The 15,547-nt window shown below is 64.0% G+C and carries 12 protein-coding genes; 4 read left to right on the forward strand and 8 right to left on the reverse strand.

The features are described 5' to 3' along the window. Positions 1 to 27: 27 nt before the first annotated feature. The 4 genes from DESLA_RS0114365 to DESLA_RS0114380 are packed head-to-tail and all read right to left on the reverse strand — an operon-like array spanning position 28 to position 6,785. The gene (locus DESLA_RS0114365) at positions 28 to 3,114 is read right to left on the reverse strand and encodes a type I restriction endonuclease subunit R (protein WP_028573003.1); all 3,087 of its coding nucleotides are present in this window, start codon (positions 3,112 to 3,114) and stop codon (positions 28 to 30) included. Beyond that, positions 3,111 to 3,776: a four helix bundle suffix domain-containing protein gene (locus DESLA_RS0114370; RefSeq protein ID WP_051434712.1), complete on the reverse strand. Its 666-nt coding sequence runs from the start codon at positions 3,774 to 3,776 to the stop codon at positions 3,111 to 3,113. The genes DESLA_RS0114365 and DESLA_RS0114370 overlap by 4 nt, the downstream gene beginning before the upstream one ends. After that, positions 3,773 to 5,113, reverse strand: coding sequence for a restriction endonuclease subunit S (locus DESLA_RS0114375; protein WP_028573005.1), 1,341 nt, complete (start codon positions 5,111 to 5,113; stop codon positions 3,773 to 3,775). The genes DESLA_RS0114370 and DESLA_RS0114375 overlap by 4 nt, the downstream gene beginning before the upstream one ends. Beyond that, positions 5,103 to 6,785 carry a type I restriction-modification system subunit M gene (locus DESLA_RS0114380; RefSeq protein ID WP_028573006.1) on the reverse strand — a complete coding sequence of 561 codons (1,683 nt, stop codon included), beginning with the start codon at positions 6,783 to 6,785 and terminating at the stop codon, positions 5,103 to 5,105. The genes DESLA_RS0114375 and DESLA_RS0114380 overlap by 11 nt, the downstream gene beginning before the upstream one ends. A 301-nt stretch (positions 6,786 to 7,086) precedes the next feature. Between DESLA_RS0114380 and DESLA_RS0114385 the strand changes: the two genes are divergently transcribed. The 3 genes from DESLA_RS0114385 to DESLA_RS20690 all read left to right on the forward strand — a co-directional run bounded on the left by DESLA_RS0114385 (position 7,087) and on the right by DESLA_RS20690 (position 9,394). Beyond that, positions 7,087 to 8,046 (forward strand): patatin-like phospholipase family protein, encoded by a 960-nt coding sequence (locus DESLA_RS0114385; protein ID WP_169732635.1) that lies wholly within the window; start codon positions 7,087 to 7,089, stop codon positions 8,044 to 8,046. A 55-nt stretch (positions 8,047 to 8,101) separates the two neighbouring features. Next, positions 8,102 to 8,557, forward strand: a complete 456-nt coding sequence (locus tag DESLA_RS0114390) for a YaiI/YqxD family protein (RefSeq protein ID WP_028573008.1) — start codon at positions 8,102 to 8,104, stop codon at positions 8,555 to 8,557. Positions 8,558 to 8,662: 105 nt separating this feature from the next. Beyond that, on the forward strand, positions 8,663 to 9,394 hold the full coding sequence (locus DESLA_RS20690; RefSeq protein WP_084032097.1) for a ferredoxin-like domain-containing protein: 732 nt from the start codon (positions 8,663 to 8,665) through the stop codon (positions 9,392 to 9,394). On the opposite strand, the gene DESLA_RS0114400 is transcribed toward DESLA_RS20690, so the two are convergent. Both DESLA_RS0114400 and DESLA_RS0114405 read right to left on the reverse strand, forming a co-directional pair. Continuing rightward, positions 9,324 to 10,163: a transposase gene (locus tag DESLA_RS0114400; protein WP_028573009.1), complete on the reverse strand. Its 840-nt coding sequence runs from the start codon at positions 10,161 to 10,163 to the stop codon at positions 9,324 to 9,326. The genes DESLA_RS20690 and DESLA_RS0114400 overlap by 71 nt on opposite strands. 5 nt (positions 10,164 to 10,168) lie before the next feature. Further along, positions 10,169 to 10,363 (reverse strand): ferredoxin, encoded by a 195-nt coding sequence (locus tag DESLA_RS0114405; protein ID WP_028573010.1) that lies wholly within the window; start codon positions 10,361 to 10,363, stop codon positions 10,169 to 10,171. Between the two features lie 222 nt (positions 10,364 to 10,585). Here DESLA_RS0114405 and purD point away from each other — a divergent pair, with 222 nt between their 5' ends. After that, positions 10,586 to 11,863: a phosphoribosylamine--glycine ligase gene (purD, locus tag DESLA_RS0114415; RefSeq protein WP_028573011.1), complete on the forward strand. Its 1,278-nt coding sequence runs from the start codon at positions 10,586 to 10,588 to the stop codon at positions 11,861 to 11,863. A gap of 96 nt (positions 11,864 to 11,959) precedes the next feature. Here the strand turns inward: purD and DESLA_RS0114420 are convergent, their stop codons facing one another. Both DESLA_RS0114420 and fusA read right to left on the reverse strand, forming a co-directional pair. Beyond that, entirely contained in the window at positions 11,960 to 13,177 is a 1,218-nt protein-coding gene (locus DESLA_RS0114420; protein WP_156932980.1) for a methyltransferase domain-containing protein, read from the reverse strand. A gap of 227 nt (positions 13,178 to 13,404) precedes the next feature. Then, positions 13,405 to 15,465 carry an elongation factor G gene (fusA, locus tag DESLA_RS0114425; RefSeq protein WP_028573013.1) on the reverse strand — a complete coding sequence of 687 codons (2,061 nt, stop codon included), beginning with the start codon at positions 15,463 to 15,465 and terminating at the stop codon, positions 13,405 to 13,407. Between the last annotated feature and the right edge of the window lie 82 nt (positions 15,466 to 15,547).

The raw sequence follows: 15,547 nt of genomic DNA on the forward strand, positions 1-15,547 counted from the left end.
GTAGGTCTCTCGCATCACCGGTGCACATCAAGATTGAACCGCGTTCTCCGTCGACAACTCAGCTTGTCGCAACACGAGCTGTGTCGCGCCCTCCGCGAGGTCTGGCGGGTATCCGTACTTGGCCAGCAGCCGCCGCACGTTGCGCCGCAGGCTTGCCCGCACCGACTCGCGCTGGGTCCAGTCGAGCTTGGGCATGTTTCTGACCATCTCGGTGAGCTCCCGGGCCATGAGTCGGAGCGTGTCGCTTTGTATCGCCTCTCGGGCCGATTCGTTCTCCGCCAGCGCGTCGTAGAAAGCGGTTTCCTCGCTGCTCAGGCCGAGTTCCTCGCCGTGCTTCCGGGCGTCGCGCAGGTGCTTCGCCAGGTCGATCAGGCGGGTGATCATCTCGGCGGTGGAGATCGCCTTGTTCGTGTAGCGCAACATGGCGTCTTCAAGGGCCTCGCGGAACTTCTTGCTCTGGACAAGGTTCGTGCGCTCGGTGATGCGAATCTGGTCGTTGAGCAGCTTGCGCAGTGTCTCCAGGGCCAGGTTCTTCTGCTCCAGCGCCGCCACCCGACCGAGGAACTCGTCGCTGAGGATGTCGAGGCGCGCTTCCGACAGGCCCGCCACGGCGAACAGGTCGATCACCTCGTCGGCATCGACCGCGCCGCCGATCACTTGGCGCACGGCCGCGTCGATGTCGCGCTGGCGAGCGTGGCCCGGGCCGCCGCCGCTATCGTCGGCCAACCGCTTGCGGATCATCGCCACCGCGCGCTGAAAGAAGGCCAGATGCGGCGTGATGGCTTCGGTCTCGGGGCGCGGCACCGCCAGTGCGAAGGCTGCTGACAGCTCCTTGACCAGCGTCCTCAGGCGCTTCCAACCATCCTTCTGGCCGAACACGTGGTCGATGGCACGCAGGTACACCGGCAGGACGTCTCCGGGCGTCGCGTCGAGTGCCTGCTCGTAGTCGCAGCCGTGGAAGAAGCCGCGCAGCTTCTCGAACGCCGCCTGCATCGCGGGCACCGCTTCGTCCTGCACCCTCCGGACGGCCTCGCCCGTGCCACCGGCCTGGGTGTAGGTCGCCAGCGCGTCGGCCAACTGGTCGGCCAGCCCCAGCAGGTCCACGATCAAGCCGCCGGGCTTGTCGCCATAGACGCGGTTCACGCGCGCGATGGCCTGCATCAGGTTGTGCCCGGCCAGCGGCTTGTCCAGATACATGGTGTGCGCCGGCGGGCAGTCGAAGCCGGTCAGCCACATGTCGCAGACGATCACCAGCCGCAGGTCATCGTCCGGGGCCTTGAAGCGCTCTGCCAACCGCTTGCGCGCCGCCTTCGTCCGCACATGGCTGCGCAGCGGCTCGGGATCGTCGGCTGTTCCGGTAACCACCACCTTCATCGCGCCGCGCTCGTCATCCGCGTCGTGCCAGTCAGGGCGCAGTACGCGTATCGCCTCGTACAGCCGCGCGGCGATGTCGCGGCTCATGGTCACGATCATTGTCTTGCCTTCCATGGCTGCCCGGCGCTTCTCCCAGTGCGTGACGATGAACGCCGCCAGGCGTTCAATACGCTCCTGGGCGCCAACCAGCGACTCCAGCGGAACGCGAATCCGGTCCTCCGCCGACTCCCCGTCGCGGTCGGTATTGGCCGCGTACTCGAGCTTTTCCTCGGCGACGCGCGAGCCTTCCTCGTTCACCTTCAGCTTGATGATGCGCGACTCGTAGTAGAGCGGCCGGGTGGCGCCGTCCTCGACGGCCTGGCGGATGTCGTAAACGTCCGCGTACTCGCCGAAGACGTGGATCGTGTTCTTGTCGTCGCGCTCCAGCGGCGTGCCGGTGAAGCCGATGAAGGTGGCGTTGGGCAGCGCCTCGCGCATCCAGCGCGCGCCGCCCTCGACAAAACCGTACTGGCTGCGGTGCGCCTCGTCGGCCATCACCACCACGTTGGATCGGTCCGACACCACACCGTGCGCCTCGGCAAACTTCTGAATCGTCGTGAACACCACGCCCCCCGCCGCGCGGTCGAGCAGCGCCTTCAGTTGCTCCCGGCTCTCAGCCTGGACGGGAGGCTGGCGGAGCAGCGCACGCCCTGCGGCGAAGGTGTCGAAGAGCTGATCGTCGAGATCGTTGCGGTCGGTGATCATGACCACCGTCGGGTTGGTCAGGCGCGGTTCGCGGATCAGCGCACCGGCCAGCATCAGCATGGTCAGCGACTTGCCCGACCCCTGGGTGTGCCAGATCACGCCGCCGCGACCGTCGCCCTCACCTGAGGGCGGCCTGAGACTCGTCAGCACGCTGGCCCGCGCCTTGCGCACCGCGCGGAACTGGTGGTAGCCCGCGATTTTCTTGGCGATGTCGCCTCTTTCGTCCTCCTCGAAGGTGACGCAGGTCCGCAGGTAGTCCACCAGCGCCCGCGGCTCGAACAGCCCCCGGATCAGCGCCTCCAGCGTTGGCGCGCCGCCGCCGTCGTCGTGCAGCGGACGCCAGGGCATGAAGCGGCTGCGCCCGCTGGTGATCGAACCGACGCGGGTCAGCATGCCGTCCGAGACCGCCAGCAGCAGGTTCGGCACGAACAGGTCGGGGGCGGTCTGCATGTAGCGGTCGAGCTGGTCGATGGCGACGCCGAGGTCGGCCTGGGTGTCGGTCGGGTCCTTCAACTCGATGACCGCGACCGGCAGGCCGTTCAGGAATACCGTCAGGTCCGGGCGGATAAGTTTTTGTGAAGCTCCGGCGACACTGAGCTGGCGTACCACGAGGAGATCATTCGCCGTCGGCTTGTCGAAATCGATGAGGCGCGCGCGTCCTCCGCGTGTTTCACCGTTCCCATGACCAATTCGGGCATCACGGTATTCGACCTCGACGCCATCGGTGAGCAGCGCATGGAACCAGCGATTGTTCTGAAGCAGCGTGGGATGCGGCGGGCGCGACAGAATGCGCACCACCTCCTCGACGGTGTCGTGGGGCAGGTCCGGGTTGAGGCGATGCAGGGCCGCGCCGAGGCGGCCATTCAGCACGACCTCGGTGGCTTTGCCACGCTCGCCTGCGTCGTCAATCTCGACGCCGCGTTTGGTGGCCGCGCCGATTGCGCCGAAGTAGACGGCGGCGACATCCTCGACGCTGTGTTCCGAAACAGCACTCATGACTGCCTCCGGGGCTGTTGGCGGGTTCGATAGAGCCGCTCAGTGAAGCCGCCTTCCTGCTCAAAGGCGGCGGCCTGCGCCTGAACTTGACGGTCCAGCAACGAGATCGCCACGCCGATCAGAACCAGCGCCGCATTGGCCGCAGCGCCAGAATACATGGATTGCATGGATTGCATGGACGGCATGGACCGGGCATCAAGTCCGATCTGTCCATCGATCTGTCCATCGGGTCCAGCCAATCCATGATCTCGAACCCAGATCGCCACCTCGTCCACGGTGGTGCAGCGGCGGGCCACCAGCATCTTGCGCCGCGGGTCGTCCGGCACCCACAGCGCCAAGCCCCGCTGGCGTAGGAAATCCTCGTAGTCCAGGCGCAGTTCTTCGAGGCTGGCCTTGGCCACGTTGGTCAGCTTCAGTTCCATTTTCTTCGAGGTGCCGCTGGCCACGCTCCCCTCGGCGATATTCTGCACCCCCGAGCGCGCCGCCTGCACCATCTGGTCGTGGGTGCGGCTGCGCCGGTCGATGTAGCGGTTGCAGAAGCGCACGGTCACGTCATAGGCCAGTTGCGCCACCTGGAAGCTCTTCAGCCGCCGGTATCCCCCATGCTTCGGCAGCAGCGGCTCCCGCCCATCCCCCCGACCCCGCCCATCTCGTCCATTCATGGCGCCGCCTCCACACGGACCTGGCCGCTCAGCAACTTGGGTAGAAGGTAGTCGCGCATCTCGGCGAGCTTGGCGGATTCGTCGTGATTCTTAGCCACAAGTGCAAACAGCGAGTCGGCGATACCAGCGAACGCCTCCCGAGTTGATGCCGGGGGCACGGTGACCGGTCGATTGAGGACATCCCCGGGTCGCACCCGTTGATGGCTGTTTGATGTGCCGGATGCACCCTGTGCGAGTTCCTCGCGAAAGGCGGCCTGTTGGAACTGGCAATACAGGTAGTGCCGATCCGAGATCTGGCTCGGCACAAAGACCATAAACTCAGTCGATGCGATCTGTTTCCTGCCGCGAGGCCTTGGTGGAAGCCATACCCTCGCGATTCGCGGGTTCAGCTTAGACAGAAGTACACACCCCTCTACGACGAGGAACTTGTTGCTCTTGATGGCGCTTCCCGCCTCGACGACAGGACGCATCCCTGCATCGAATGCGGGGATGCTGAAATGATCGACAATCTCATCAGGGCTCTCCTGCGGTTTGACCTGTGTCTTCGAGATGGTTGCCAGGTCACTAATCGTTCCGGCATCCCACCCCTCCGGCACGGGGCCGATGGCGGAGTCGACGAAGCGGGTAGGCAGGGCGTCGAAGACGGGCTTCGGCATGGAAGGGAAGGCGGTCGCGCCGCCAGCCTTGGCCTTGACCGGCTCGAAGTCCACGAACCACGCCCGGAAGATCGCCCGCGCCAGCCGCTCCAGCGCCCGTGCCGTCCGCCGGTTCTGCTCGATCTTGTCGTCCAATGCGCCGAGGACGGCGGCGATGGCGCGTTGTTCGTTGGTTGGGGGCAGCAGAAATGGAAGCGCCCCTAATATCGAAGTATTCAGATTGGGCATCGTTGCGCCAACGGCATGACGCACAACCCACTCACGCGACGCGGGATGACTCAGAAAATACGATGCATAGCGTGGATCTACGACTCCTTCGCCAAAGCGGACTCGAAGACAACCGGTTCCGCAGAGCCAGCCGTTCTCCTTTTCCGTAATCAGCGCCCTGCGTTCCACGTCACCACGTCGGCTGTAGACGATGTCACCTGGTTTCACGAGATACCGAGAAAGCCTCTCTGCATCGCCTGGGGTGATGCGAGCAATCCCTCCCTCATCTACGCGGTCTTGAGAGATGTTCTGCGGCATGATTGAAGGCACGCCAATCGCCACGTAATCAGATGCGTGAAGCTGACTTCCGAACGGGCCCGTCTGGATGTCACCACCGCCACGGCGGCAGACTTCGCCCATGAGTTCCCACTCCCAATTCGCGGGAGCTGATTGAAACAGTGCATCAGCCGCCATTCTGCAAGCCTCCCAACCGCTCCCGCACCACCGCCATCAAACGCTCCCCCTCCCCAAAGCACTCCTCCAACTCCGCCAACAAGCGCGGGTACTTCTCCGCGAACGGCTCGCCGTCGTCCTCCTGCGCCTCGGCACCGACGTAGCGACCGGGGGTGAGCACGAAGCCGTGCTTGCCGATGCCTTTGATGGTCTCGGTCTTGCAGAAGCCGGGGATGTCGCGGTAGGCCCACTTGCCGTGTTCGGCCTCGTCCCACCATTCGGGCGCGGGCTCGCCGCGCCATTGGCGGAAGGCGTAGACGATGCGGCCGAGGTCGGAATCGAAGTTTGGGTCGCCCATGCCGTCGGCCAGCATGCTCTCGCCGTCGTCGCCGCCGGTCAGTACGCGCAGCGTCCGGGTCTGCATGGTGCCCAGTTTGCGCGCGTCGATGAACAGCGTTTCGCCTGTGCGGTCGCGCCCGCCATGCTTGAGGTTCTTGCCTGTCTTGTCGCGGGTCAGGAACCAGAGGCAGGCGGGGATCCCGGTGGTCAGGAAGAGTTGGGCCGGAAGCGCGACGATGCAGTCCACCAAATCGGCTTCGACGATGCGCCGGCGGATGTCGCCCTCGCCGCCGGAGCCGGTGGAGAGCGAGCCGTTGGCCATGACGAAGCCGGCCACCCCGCCGCCGTGGCCATTGGGCGGCGCGAGGTGGTGGATGAAGTGCTGGATCCAGGCGTAGTTGGCGTTGCCGACCGGCGGCGTGCCGTAGCGCCAACGCACGTCGTCGGCCAGGAGCTTGCCCGACCAGTCCGAGATGTTGAATGGGGGATTGGCAAGGATGTAGTCGGCCTTGAGGTCGGGGTGCAGGTTGCGCAGGAAGCTGTCGGCGGGCTGCGAGCCGAGGTTGGCCTCGATGCCGCGGATGGCGAGGTTCATGTGCGCCAGTCGCCAGGTGGTCGGGTTCGACTCCTGGCCGAAGATCGAGATGTCGGTCTTCTGTCCGCCGTGGGCCTCCACGAAACGTTCCGACTGCACGAACATCCCCGCCGAACCGCAGCACGGGTCGTACACGCGGCCCTCGTAGGGTTCGAGCATCTCGACCAGCAAGCGCACGATGCATCGCGGCGTGAAGAACTCGCCGCCGAGCTTGCCCTCGGCCTGGGCGAACTTGCCGAGAAAGTACTCGTAGACGCGGCCGAGCGTGTCGCGGGCCTTGGCGCGGTCGCCCTTGAAGCCGATGTCGGCGATCAGGTCGATCAGGCCCTTCATCTTCTCCGGCGCGATGCCGCGGCGGGCGTAGTCGCGCGGCAGCTTGCCCTTGAGGTTCGGGTTGTCGCGCTCCACGGCGAGGATGGCATCGTCGATCAGCGTGGCGATGTCAGGCCGCGCGGCCTGGTTTGGGAGGTTCTGCCAGCGCGCCTCGGGCGGCACCCAGAAGACCCGCTCGGCGGTGTACTCGTCGCGGTTCTCCAGCAAGCCTTCGAGTTGTGGGCCGGTGATGCCGTCGGCTTCCAACTCGACCTTGAGCTCATCGCGACGGGCCTCGAAGGAGTCGGAGATGTACTTCAGGAAGAGCAGGCCGAGGACCACGTGCTTGTACTCGGCGGCGTCGATCTGCCCGCGCAGGGCATCAGCCGATTTCCAGAGAATCTCGGCGCGGGCCAAATCGGTGTTGTTCGTCTCAGTTTTCGCCATCAGGGTTTTCCCAGGTCGTTCCAATCCCCCCTCCTTACTCATTCCTTGGACATTTTACGCGCCATATCCTAATTTCTCCTGGGCCTTGATCTTTATGGATTACGCGCTGGAACGTCACCTGCAATTCCAACAGGAGACAAAAGACGAGCGGGCGGTTCAATTCTTCAAGTGTCGGGATGTTTTGAATCCATCACAGGAAACCGGTAAAATACCGAATGGTTGGACTTTTAAACTACAATTGGAGTGGAAGCAATCGCATGACGGAGGAGAAGGCATCATCGTCGAGTCGAGCGCAATCGCCGTGTCGCGGACGCATCGTGAACGACTGCGGACCCTGCACGCACAGGACCGCAAAGCCGGGCTGTCGGGCGCGGTCATTGAGGAAAAGATCGCCATGAAGCTGACAAACGCGGGCCTGGTGCTGGAAGGCGGGGGGCTGCGGGGGGTGTTTACGTCCGGGGTGTTGCGGCGGCTCATGGATGAGGGGCTGTGGTTCGCCTCGGTGTACGGGGTGTCCATGGGCGCGTGCAACGGGGCCAACTACGTGGCCCGGCAGCCGGAGCGCAACCGGATGGTGAACATCGGGTTCGTGCGGGACCGGCGCTATCTGAGCTGGATGCGGCTGCTGCGCGGCGGGGATTTGTTCGGCATGGAGTTCATCTTCCGGGTCATTCCGCGGCGGATCATCCCCTTTGACTACGCGGCGTTCCGGGACAGTCCCGTGACGTTCTGGGTCGGCCTGACCGACTGCGAGCAGGGGGAGGCGGTCTGGTTGGAGAAGGGCGGGTTCGCCCGGACCGACGACTCCGTGGACGAGGTGTTCCGGGCCACGGCCAGCCTGCCGGTGATTTCCTCCCCGGTGCGCTACGAAGGGCGGATGGTCATGGACGGCGGCATCGCCGACCCGGTCCCCGTCCGCGTCTGCATGGACCAGGGCCACGCCAAGCGGGTGATCGTGCTCACCCAGCCGGACGGGTACGTCAAAAAGCCGGGTAAAAGCGGCTGGGCCTGCAGATGGCGGCATCCCGAGCTTGCGGGCATGCACCGGATGCTGGCCCGCCGCCATGACGTCTACAACGAGACCCTGGCCGCGATCCGGGACATGGAGGCCCGAGGCGAGGCCTTTGTCATTCGGCCGGACACGACCATGGGCGTGGGCCGGATCTGCCGCGAACCCAGGAAGCTTTACGACCTCTACGACCACGGCTATTTCACGGCCCAGAGCCGGATGGACGCCTTGCGGGCGTATCTGGCGGCTTGAATCAGGGCCGACCCTCACGGTTCTTTCCACTCATCAGCCCAAAGGATGAATGCAATTGCTGCACATCTACATTGATGCCGACTCATGTCCGGTCAAGCAGGAGGTGTATCGCGTCGCAAGCCGGTACCAGCTTGATGTGACGCTGGTGGCCAATTCTCGGATGCACGTACCCCGTGAACAGCGGGTGGCGCTCATGGTGGTGAAAGGCGGTTTTGACGCGGCTGATGATTGGATTGTCGAGCACGTCGGCATCCACGACATTGTGGTCACCGCCGACATCCTGCTGGCCGACCGCTGCCTGAAAAAGGGTGCGCTCGTTGTCGGCCCAACCGGAAAACCCTTCACCGCCGAAAGCATCGGCTCAGCCGTGGCAATCCGGGACCTGATGGCGGAACTTCGCAGCTCCGGGGAGATGACGGGAGGGCCTGCGCCGCTCAAAAAACAGGATCGCTCACGTTTCCTGCATCAGCTCGATGAAATGATCCAATCGATCCGTCGCGAACACCGGTGAGGTTTGGCTTGAGCCGGTTGATCCGGAATTGATCCAGGTCAAGGATCGTGTCCGTCGCTGTGGTAGAGTCGCTCGAAACCAAGCACCAACGACAAGGAGACGATCATGTCCAAGACCCTACCTTTGAAATCCTACAACATCCTGCCCGGTCCCAAAATGGGCCTGATCACGCCGGAGTATCTGGAGTCCGTGGCCGCGGCGGTGCGCAAGCACGACATCCCCCTGCTCAAGATCACCTCGGCCCAACGGCTGGCCATCGGCGGGCACGGGCCGGAGGCCGCGGCGGATATCTGGCGGGCCTTGGGGTTTCCGGACGGCCCGAAAAAGCCCGTCGGCGTGCATTACATCCAGGCTTGTCCGGGCTCGCGCTGGTGCAAGTTCGGCCAACTGGATTCCCTGGAACTGGGCCGCAAGGTGGATTCGGCGATTATGGGCATGGAATTGCCGGCCAAGACCAAGTTCGGTCTCTCCGGGTGCGGCATGAACTGTTGCGAGAGTTATATCCGGGACGTGGGGCTGTTCGGGAAGAAAAAAGGCTGGACCCTGATCTTCGGCGGCAACGGCGGCGGACGCCCCCGGGTCGGGGACGTGATCGCCAGGGACCTGACCGACGACCAGGCCGTGGAACTGACCCGGGCCTGTTTGAATTTCTACGCCGCCAAGGCCAAGCCCCGGGAGCGGACCGCCCGGTTCATGGAACGGATCGGGGTGGAGGTGTTCAAGCGAGCGGTGCTGGGGGAGGGGACCGCCTACTTGGACGGGCGGCTCAGTTCGACGGCTTCGGCTGGCAAAGATGCTTCAGGAGGAGGGGGAGCCAGTTCTCCTGAGGCGTGTTGAAGCGGAATTCGAGTTCCTTGAGATACAGCGGGCAGCATTCCGGGGTGAAGCAGCGGTAGCGGGTCAGCCAGGCCTCCGCGAACCGCCAAAATGTCCGGTCCGCGTCCAAGGGGAGGGATTCCTGATTCCACTTCTTGGCGAACAGTTTACGCAGGTTGCCGCAGCAGGCGAAAAACAGGGCCTCGCGGCCCTCGGCGGGTTCGGTGTAGACAAGGGTGCGCCAGATGCGCTTGCGTAACGGACGTCCGAGAATTTCCCGGACATCCAGGTCGGGAAGCAGCTCAAAGCGAATGCTTCCGGGCGATCGGCGCAACGCGAACACCGGGGCTCCCCTGCCCAGGCAGTGGTCATTTCCGGCGGCGTTGTTCTTGCGGCAGTGCTTGCGCAGTTCCCCTTGTTCGTCGAACAGCGGCGCAAAGGACGGGTCTCCGGCCAGGAGGCTGAACCGCAGCGTGTTCACCGCCTTGAGCGTGGTTTCGTAGGAAGCCTGGACTTCTCCGGCCATTTCCGTGACCGGGACGCCCTCCACGAACAAGCGCATCAGGGCCATCCACTGGGCTCGTGAGAGCGCGCACCGATTCAGCCAGCGGCCGGTGAAGTCGTGAAAGGTGTACACGCACTCCCCACAACGGTAGCGACCGTCCTTGAGCGGATAGACGGATCGCTGTCCGCAGCGGGGGCAGCGCACTTCGCCCTCGGGCCAGCAATGGGTCGCGAAAAGCGTTTGTTGCGGGTTTCGGTCCGAGGTGAACGCGCCGCGGCAGGCCATTGCCCCTATCCTTCCCAGTGAATGCACTCCACCGGGCAGTTGTCCACGGCCTCCTGAATCTGATCTTCCGGGCCACCCTCTTCCTGAATCACCTCCGCCTTGCCCGTCCCGATGTCCAGGTGAAACACTTCCGGACACATCTCCTCGCAAACTCCGCACCCGATGCATTCGTCTTGGTCAATGAGCACTTTTCTGGCCATGATAGTCCTCCTTTGGAGTCAATCCGGACGTCGAACTCGTTCCGGCTTCGTCGCGAACATCTCGCGCGGCCCGGGATTTGATTCGCGTATTGTACCAGTCCGAGGTTTTAAGAGTGAACCAGGCGTTTGTCCACCCTGCTTGACAGATCATCCGTCCCCCACATAACTCCCTGCTGAAAAATTACCGCCTCGAACCTCAAGCCTTTCCCCTGGAGTTGCATCATGCGCATCCTGCTCGTCGGATCCGGTGGCCGCGAACACGCCCTGGCCTGGAAACTCAAGCAAAGCCCTCTGGTCGAGACCTTGCTCATCGCGTCCGGAAATCCGGGCACGGTCGGGATGGGGGAGAATTTACCGATCACGGACGACGACATACCCGGCCTGGTCCGCGCCGCCCGGGAACACAAGGTGGACATGGTGGTCCCCGGCCCGGAACTGCCTCTGGTCCTGGGGCTCAAGGACGCTCTGGCCAACGAAGGCATCGCCTGTTTCGGACCCAGCGCCTTCTGCGCCCGGCTGGAGGGAAGCAAGGTCTTTGCCAAAAACATGATGCGCAAGGCCGGGATCCCCACGGCGGACTTCCAGGTTTTCGAGGAAGCCCACGAGGCCAGGGAGTATGCCAAAAAGCACTCCTTGCCCATGGTGATCAAGGCGGACGGGTTGGCCGCGGGCAAGGGAGTGATCATCGCCAAGACCCGGGAAGAAGCCCTGGAGGCCATTGACGCGATCATGGTCCGGCGGATCTTCGACGCGGCCGGGGAGCGGCTGATCATCGAGGAGGCCTTGGTGGGCGAAGAAGCCTCACTGCTGGCCTTTTGCGACGGAAAGACCGTGGTTCCCCTGCCCTCGGCCCAGGACCACAAGCCCGTGGGCGAAAACGACACCGGCCCGAACACCGGGGGCATGGGCGCCTACTGCCCGGCCCCGATCCTGCCCGAGGACAAGCTTGCCGCACTGACCGAGACGACCATCACTCCCCTGACCCGGTTGCTGGCCGAAAAGGGGCAACCCTTTCAGGGGGTCATCTATGCCGGACTGATGTTCACGGCCAAGGGGCCGTACGTGTTGGAATACAACGTCCGCTTCGGAGACCCGGAATGCCAGCCGCTGATGGTCCGCCTGGAGTCCGACCTGGCGAAAATCATGTCCGCCTGCTGCGAAAAACGGCTGGCCCAGGTTCCGGTGCGGTGGTCGGAAAAGACGGGGCTGTGCGTGGTGTTGGCCGCGCCGGGGTATCCCGGGGCCTACCCCAAGGGCATGCCCATCTCCGGATTGGACCGGGCCGAAGCCGTGCCCGGGGTCACCGTGTTCCAGGCCGGCACGGCTCTGAGGGAGGGGCGGCTCGTAACCTCCGGAGGCCGGGTCCTGGGCGTCACCGCCCTGGCCCCGGGCTTGGCCGCGGCCAGGGCCGCCGCCTATCAGGCCGCGGATTTGATCGATTTCGAAGGCAAATATCTGCGCCGGGACATCGGGGCCAAGGGCATCGACCGGGCTGGGTGAGGGCCCGATCTTCCACAAAAAAAGCCCCGGGGTTCGGACCGCATTCCTCGCGGACGCCGAGCCTCGGGGCTTTTTCTTCCAATTCTCCCTGGCCGATCAGTCCTGGACCGTCCCCATGACCACGCAGACCGGATCGCTGGTCAGGGTCTGGTCGATGTGCGGGTCGTCCTCGGGCCGCCACCAGTTGCGGATGCTTACGGTTCGCAAATCCGTCAAGGCCGGGAGGGTCTGAAAATACTCCAAAACCAGGCCGATGCGCTCAAATTCATGCAGATCCATCCACATCCGCACGGCCTTGGTCGGGAACCAGCGGCTGGAAATCCCCACCAGCAGCATCCCGCCGGGGCGCAGCACCCTGGCGCACTCGGCGATGACCGCCTGTGGGGAGGTCAGGTACTCGATGGACAGGCTGCATGTCACGGCGTCGAAGCTCTTGTCCGGAAAGGGCAGCTTGGGGGCCGCGTTCAGATCGTGGACCACCCGGTCGGCCAGGCGGGGGTTGGCTTCCATTTCCTCCAGGTTCAAGCCCAGTCCGGTTACGTGGAGGTCGAGATGTTCCGGAATGTGGGACAGGACACTGCTCATCAGGTCCAGAACCTTCGCGCCTGACGGCAAGGAGGACAGGGAGTCGGCGTAGGTTTGCTCCAGAAACGCCCCGGCCTGGGCGTCCACGTGGCCGATGATCCGGGGCGCGGCGTAGAACAGCGTGTCCTCAGTTTCATCCAGGCGGCGCAGTCCATTTTGCAGATCAAAGCTGGTCGGGCGTCCGTGGCGGCGCTGCATGCCCGGCCCGCTGTCCGCGATTTCCTCCAGCCAGCAGGTCAGCCGCCCTCCGGTTTCCGTGGCCTTGTCCGCCAAGTCCAGGATCGTGGCCCGCAGGGTTAATGGAAAGCCTGCCAGGGGATGGTTCAGGTCCACGACCATGTTCGAGGCATCCAGCTCGATAATCCGTCCTGGTCGGGAGTCCTGCGGGTACACCCCGAGCATGTCCCCCAGTATTCCTCGTGGGTAAAAACGGCCCCGGGCCGGTTCGATGACCCGTCCGCCCACGGTCCGGCGCTGGAATCGGGACCGGGGTACGCGATGGATCAGCTTCGGGTCATGATCCGGGATGGCTTCTCCGGGTTGATACGTTTTCTCCACCGTGTCGCCCACTGCCTTGCCCAGAAGGGCTTCCTTGAATCCGGGCGGAAATACGTCTCGCCAGAGGTTCACGCGCCGGGCCAGATACCGCTCCTGATGCCGGGCTTGTGGGCTTTGCCATTCCAGGGCCAGTTCCAACGTCGTCAAACTGTGTTCACCAAGTCCGCTCACAATCTCCTTCTTTGCTCACCCTGTGTTGGGTTCAGAGGTTAATTGGTCAGGTGGGCCAAATGCAAAGGGGCGGCTAAAAGCCGCCCCTTTGCAACCGAACACGAGGAGTTCTCCCCTGTTCCGGCAGCTTAAGTGCAGAGATAGTACCTCAATCGGCCCGGTCAAGCCTCAGGCAGGCTCCGGTCCTTGATCCGGGCAAAGCCCCGGGCAAAACCCCGGGCAAAGCCCTATTCATCCTTGACCTTGGACTCGGCCACCACCTTTTCCGCCACTGGCGGCGGGCATTCCTCGTAGTGGTCGAATTCCATGACAAAGGTGCCCTGGCCTCCGGTCATGGAGCGCAGGGTCGGGGCGTACTCCAGGACTTCGGACATGGGCACGTGGGCCCGGATTTCGGTGACCCCCGCGTGGGAGTCCGTGCCCAGGACCTTGCCCCGGCGGCTGGACAGGTCGCCGATAATGTCGCCCATGAACTCGTCCGGGGTGTACACGGTCATCAGCACGATGGGCTCCAGAAGCTGGATCTTGGCTTCCTCGGCCCCTTTCTTGAAGGCCAGGGACCCGGCCACCTTGAAGGCCATTTCCGAGGAGTCCACGGTGTGGAAGGAGCCGTCGAACAAAGTGACCTTGAAGTCCACCAGGGGATATCCGGCCAGGACCCCGCGCAGGGAGGACTCCTGGATGCCCTTGTCCACGGCGGGGATGTACTGTCGGGGAATGGCTCCGCCGACGATGGCGTCCACAAATTCGTAACCCGCGCCACGGGGCAAAGGCTCCATCCGGATCCAGCAGTCCCCGAACTGGCCTCGCCCGCCGGACTGCTTCTTGTGTCGGCCCTGAACTTCGGCCCGACCCTTGATGGTCTCGCGGTAGGGTACCTTGGGCGGCTTGAGCACGATGTTCACCTTGTAGCGGCGGCGGCACTTCTCCACCGCGGTCTCGATGTGCATCTGGCCCATGCCGGACAGCAGCATCTCCCCGGTTTCCTGGCCACGGGAGAGGCTCAGGGTCACGTCTTCGTCCAGGAGCTTCTGGACCGCGGCGTAGACCTTGTCTTCCTCACCCTTTTCCTCCGCGCCCAGGGCATAGGTGATCATGCTCGTGGGCAGTTGCGGGGCGGCCAGTCGGAAGGGCTTTTTCTCGTCGCACAGGGTGTCCGCGGTGGCGGTGCTCTTCAGCTTGGCCACGGCGACGATGGCCCCCGGCCCCAGGGGTTCCTTGCACGGCGTGGTGGTTTTGCCCTGGAGCATCAGGAGCTGCCCCAGCCGCTCCCTGGCGTCCTTGCCGGGGTTGAACAGGGCCATGTCCGGGGTGACGACGCCGGAGAGCACGCGCAACACGCTGAGCTGACCGGTGAAGGGATCGGCGATGGTCTTGAAGACAAAGCAGGCCGCCGGAGCGTCGGGACTGGAGGGGCGCTGTTCGCCATCCGCTCCGGTCCAGTCGGCATGGTCCAGGGGAGAGGGCATCAGGTCCTGGATCACGTCCAGGATCAACGGGCCGCCCCGGTTGGCCAGGGCCGCGCAAACCGTCACCGGCACCAGCTCGCCGGAGAGCACGCCCTTGCGTAGAGCGCCCAGCATTTCCGGCAGGGTCAGCGTACCCTCTTCCAGATACTTTTCCATCAGTTCCTCATCGCTCTCGGCGATGTTCTCCATCATGGTCTCCCGGAGGGTCGCCACCTGGTCGGCCAGGTCCCCGGGCATTTCACCGGGCTTGAGGTTCCCGGCATCGTCGAACAGCAAGGCCTGCTCGGCCAGAACGTCCACAACCCCCCTGAAGTCGGTCTCCGAGCCCAGGGGCAGATGCAGCAGGACCGGCTTGATGCCCAGGATGTCCTGCAATCCGCCAAAAGCCATCTCGAAATCGGCCCGATCCCGGTCCATTTTGTTGATGACCACCATGGCAGGCAGACCGGCCTTTTTCACTTCAGCCCAGAACCGCTTGGTCAGGGGCTTGACGCCGTCCACCGCGTCGATCACGAAGACCGCTCCGTCAGCGGCGCTCAGAAGGTAGGGCAGGTCGCCGCAGAAATTGTTGTCCCCGGGCGCGTCGATGAGAAAATGCTGGTTCTTTTTCCAGGAGTAATGGCCGAATCCGGGCTGAATGCCGCCCCGTCGCTTGACTTCCTCGGGTTCGTAATCCAGGCAGGTGGTGCCCTCGTCGATCTTGCCCAGGCGATTTGTCACCGAGGTGTTGAACAACAACATTTCGGCCACGGATGTTTTTCCGCTGCCTCCATGTCCGACCAGGGCGTATGTGCGTTGGGTGCTGAGCTTATCCTGCATTCGGCCTCCTTCAGGGATTGTGTTGGGTAAGGGTTGACGCCGTCAGGCGATGATGATGCGCTGTTATAAGCTTTGCACCTAT

Origin of the sequence: Desulfonatronum lacustre DSM 10312, assembly GCF_000519265.1 — a bacterium.
In the GTDB taxonomy this organism is placed as follows: Bacteria; Desulfobacterota; Desulfovibrionia; order Desulfovibrionales; family Desulfonatronaceae; genus Desulfonatronum; species Desulfonatronum lacustre.

Excerpts from the sequence above, each read along its gene's own strand:
- DESLA_RS0114365 (WP_028573003.1), bottom strand. The coding sequence starts at position 3,114 with ATGAGTGCTGTTTCGGAACACAGCGTCGAGGATGTCGCCGCCGTCTAC.
- DESLA_RS0114370 (WP_051434712.1), bottom strand. The coding sequence starts at position 3,776 with ATGAATGGACGAGATGGGCGGGGTCGGGGGGATGGGCGGGAGCCGCTG.
- DESLA_RS0114375 (WP_028573005.1), bottom strand. The coding sequence starts at position 5,113 with ATGGCGGCTGATGCACTGTTTCAATCAGCTCCCGCGAATTGGGAGTGG.
- DESLA_RS0114380 (WP_028573006.1), bottom strand. The coding sequence starts at position 6,785 with ATGGCGAAAACTGAGACGAACAACACCGATTTGGCCCGCGCCGAGATT.
- DESLA_RS20690 (WP_084032097.1), top strand. The coding sequence starts at position 8,663 with ATGTCCAAGACCCTACCTTTGAAATCCTACAACATCCTGCCCGGTCCC.
- DESLA_RS0114400 (WP_028573009.1), bottom strand. The coding sequence starts at position 10,163 with ATGGCCTGCCGCGGCGCGTTCACCTCGGACCGAAACCCGCAACAAACG.
- DESLA_RS0114405 (WP_028573010.1), bottom strand. The coding sequence starts at position 10,363 with ATGGCCAGAAAAGTGCTCATTGACCAAGACGAATGCATCGGGTGCGGA.
- purD (WP_028573011.1), top strand. The coding sequence starts at position 10,586 with ATGCGCATCCTGCTCGTCGGATCCGGTGGCCGCGAACACGCCCTGGCC.
- fusA (WP_028573013.1), bottom strand. The coding sequence starts at position 15,465 with ATGCAGGATAAGCTCAGCACCCAACGCACATACGCCCTGGTCGGACAT.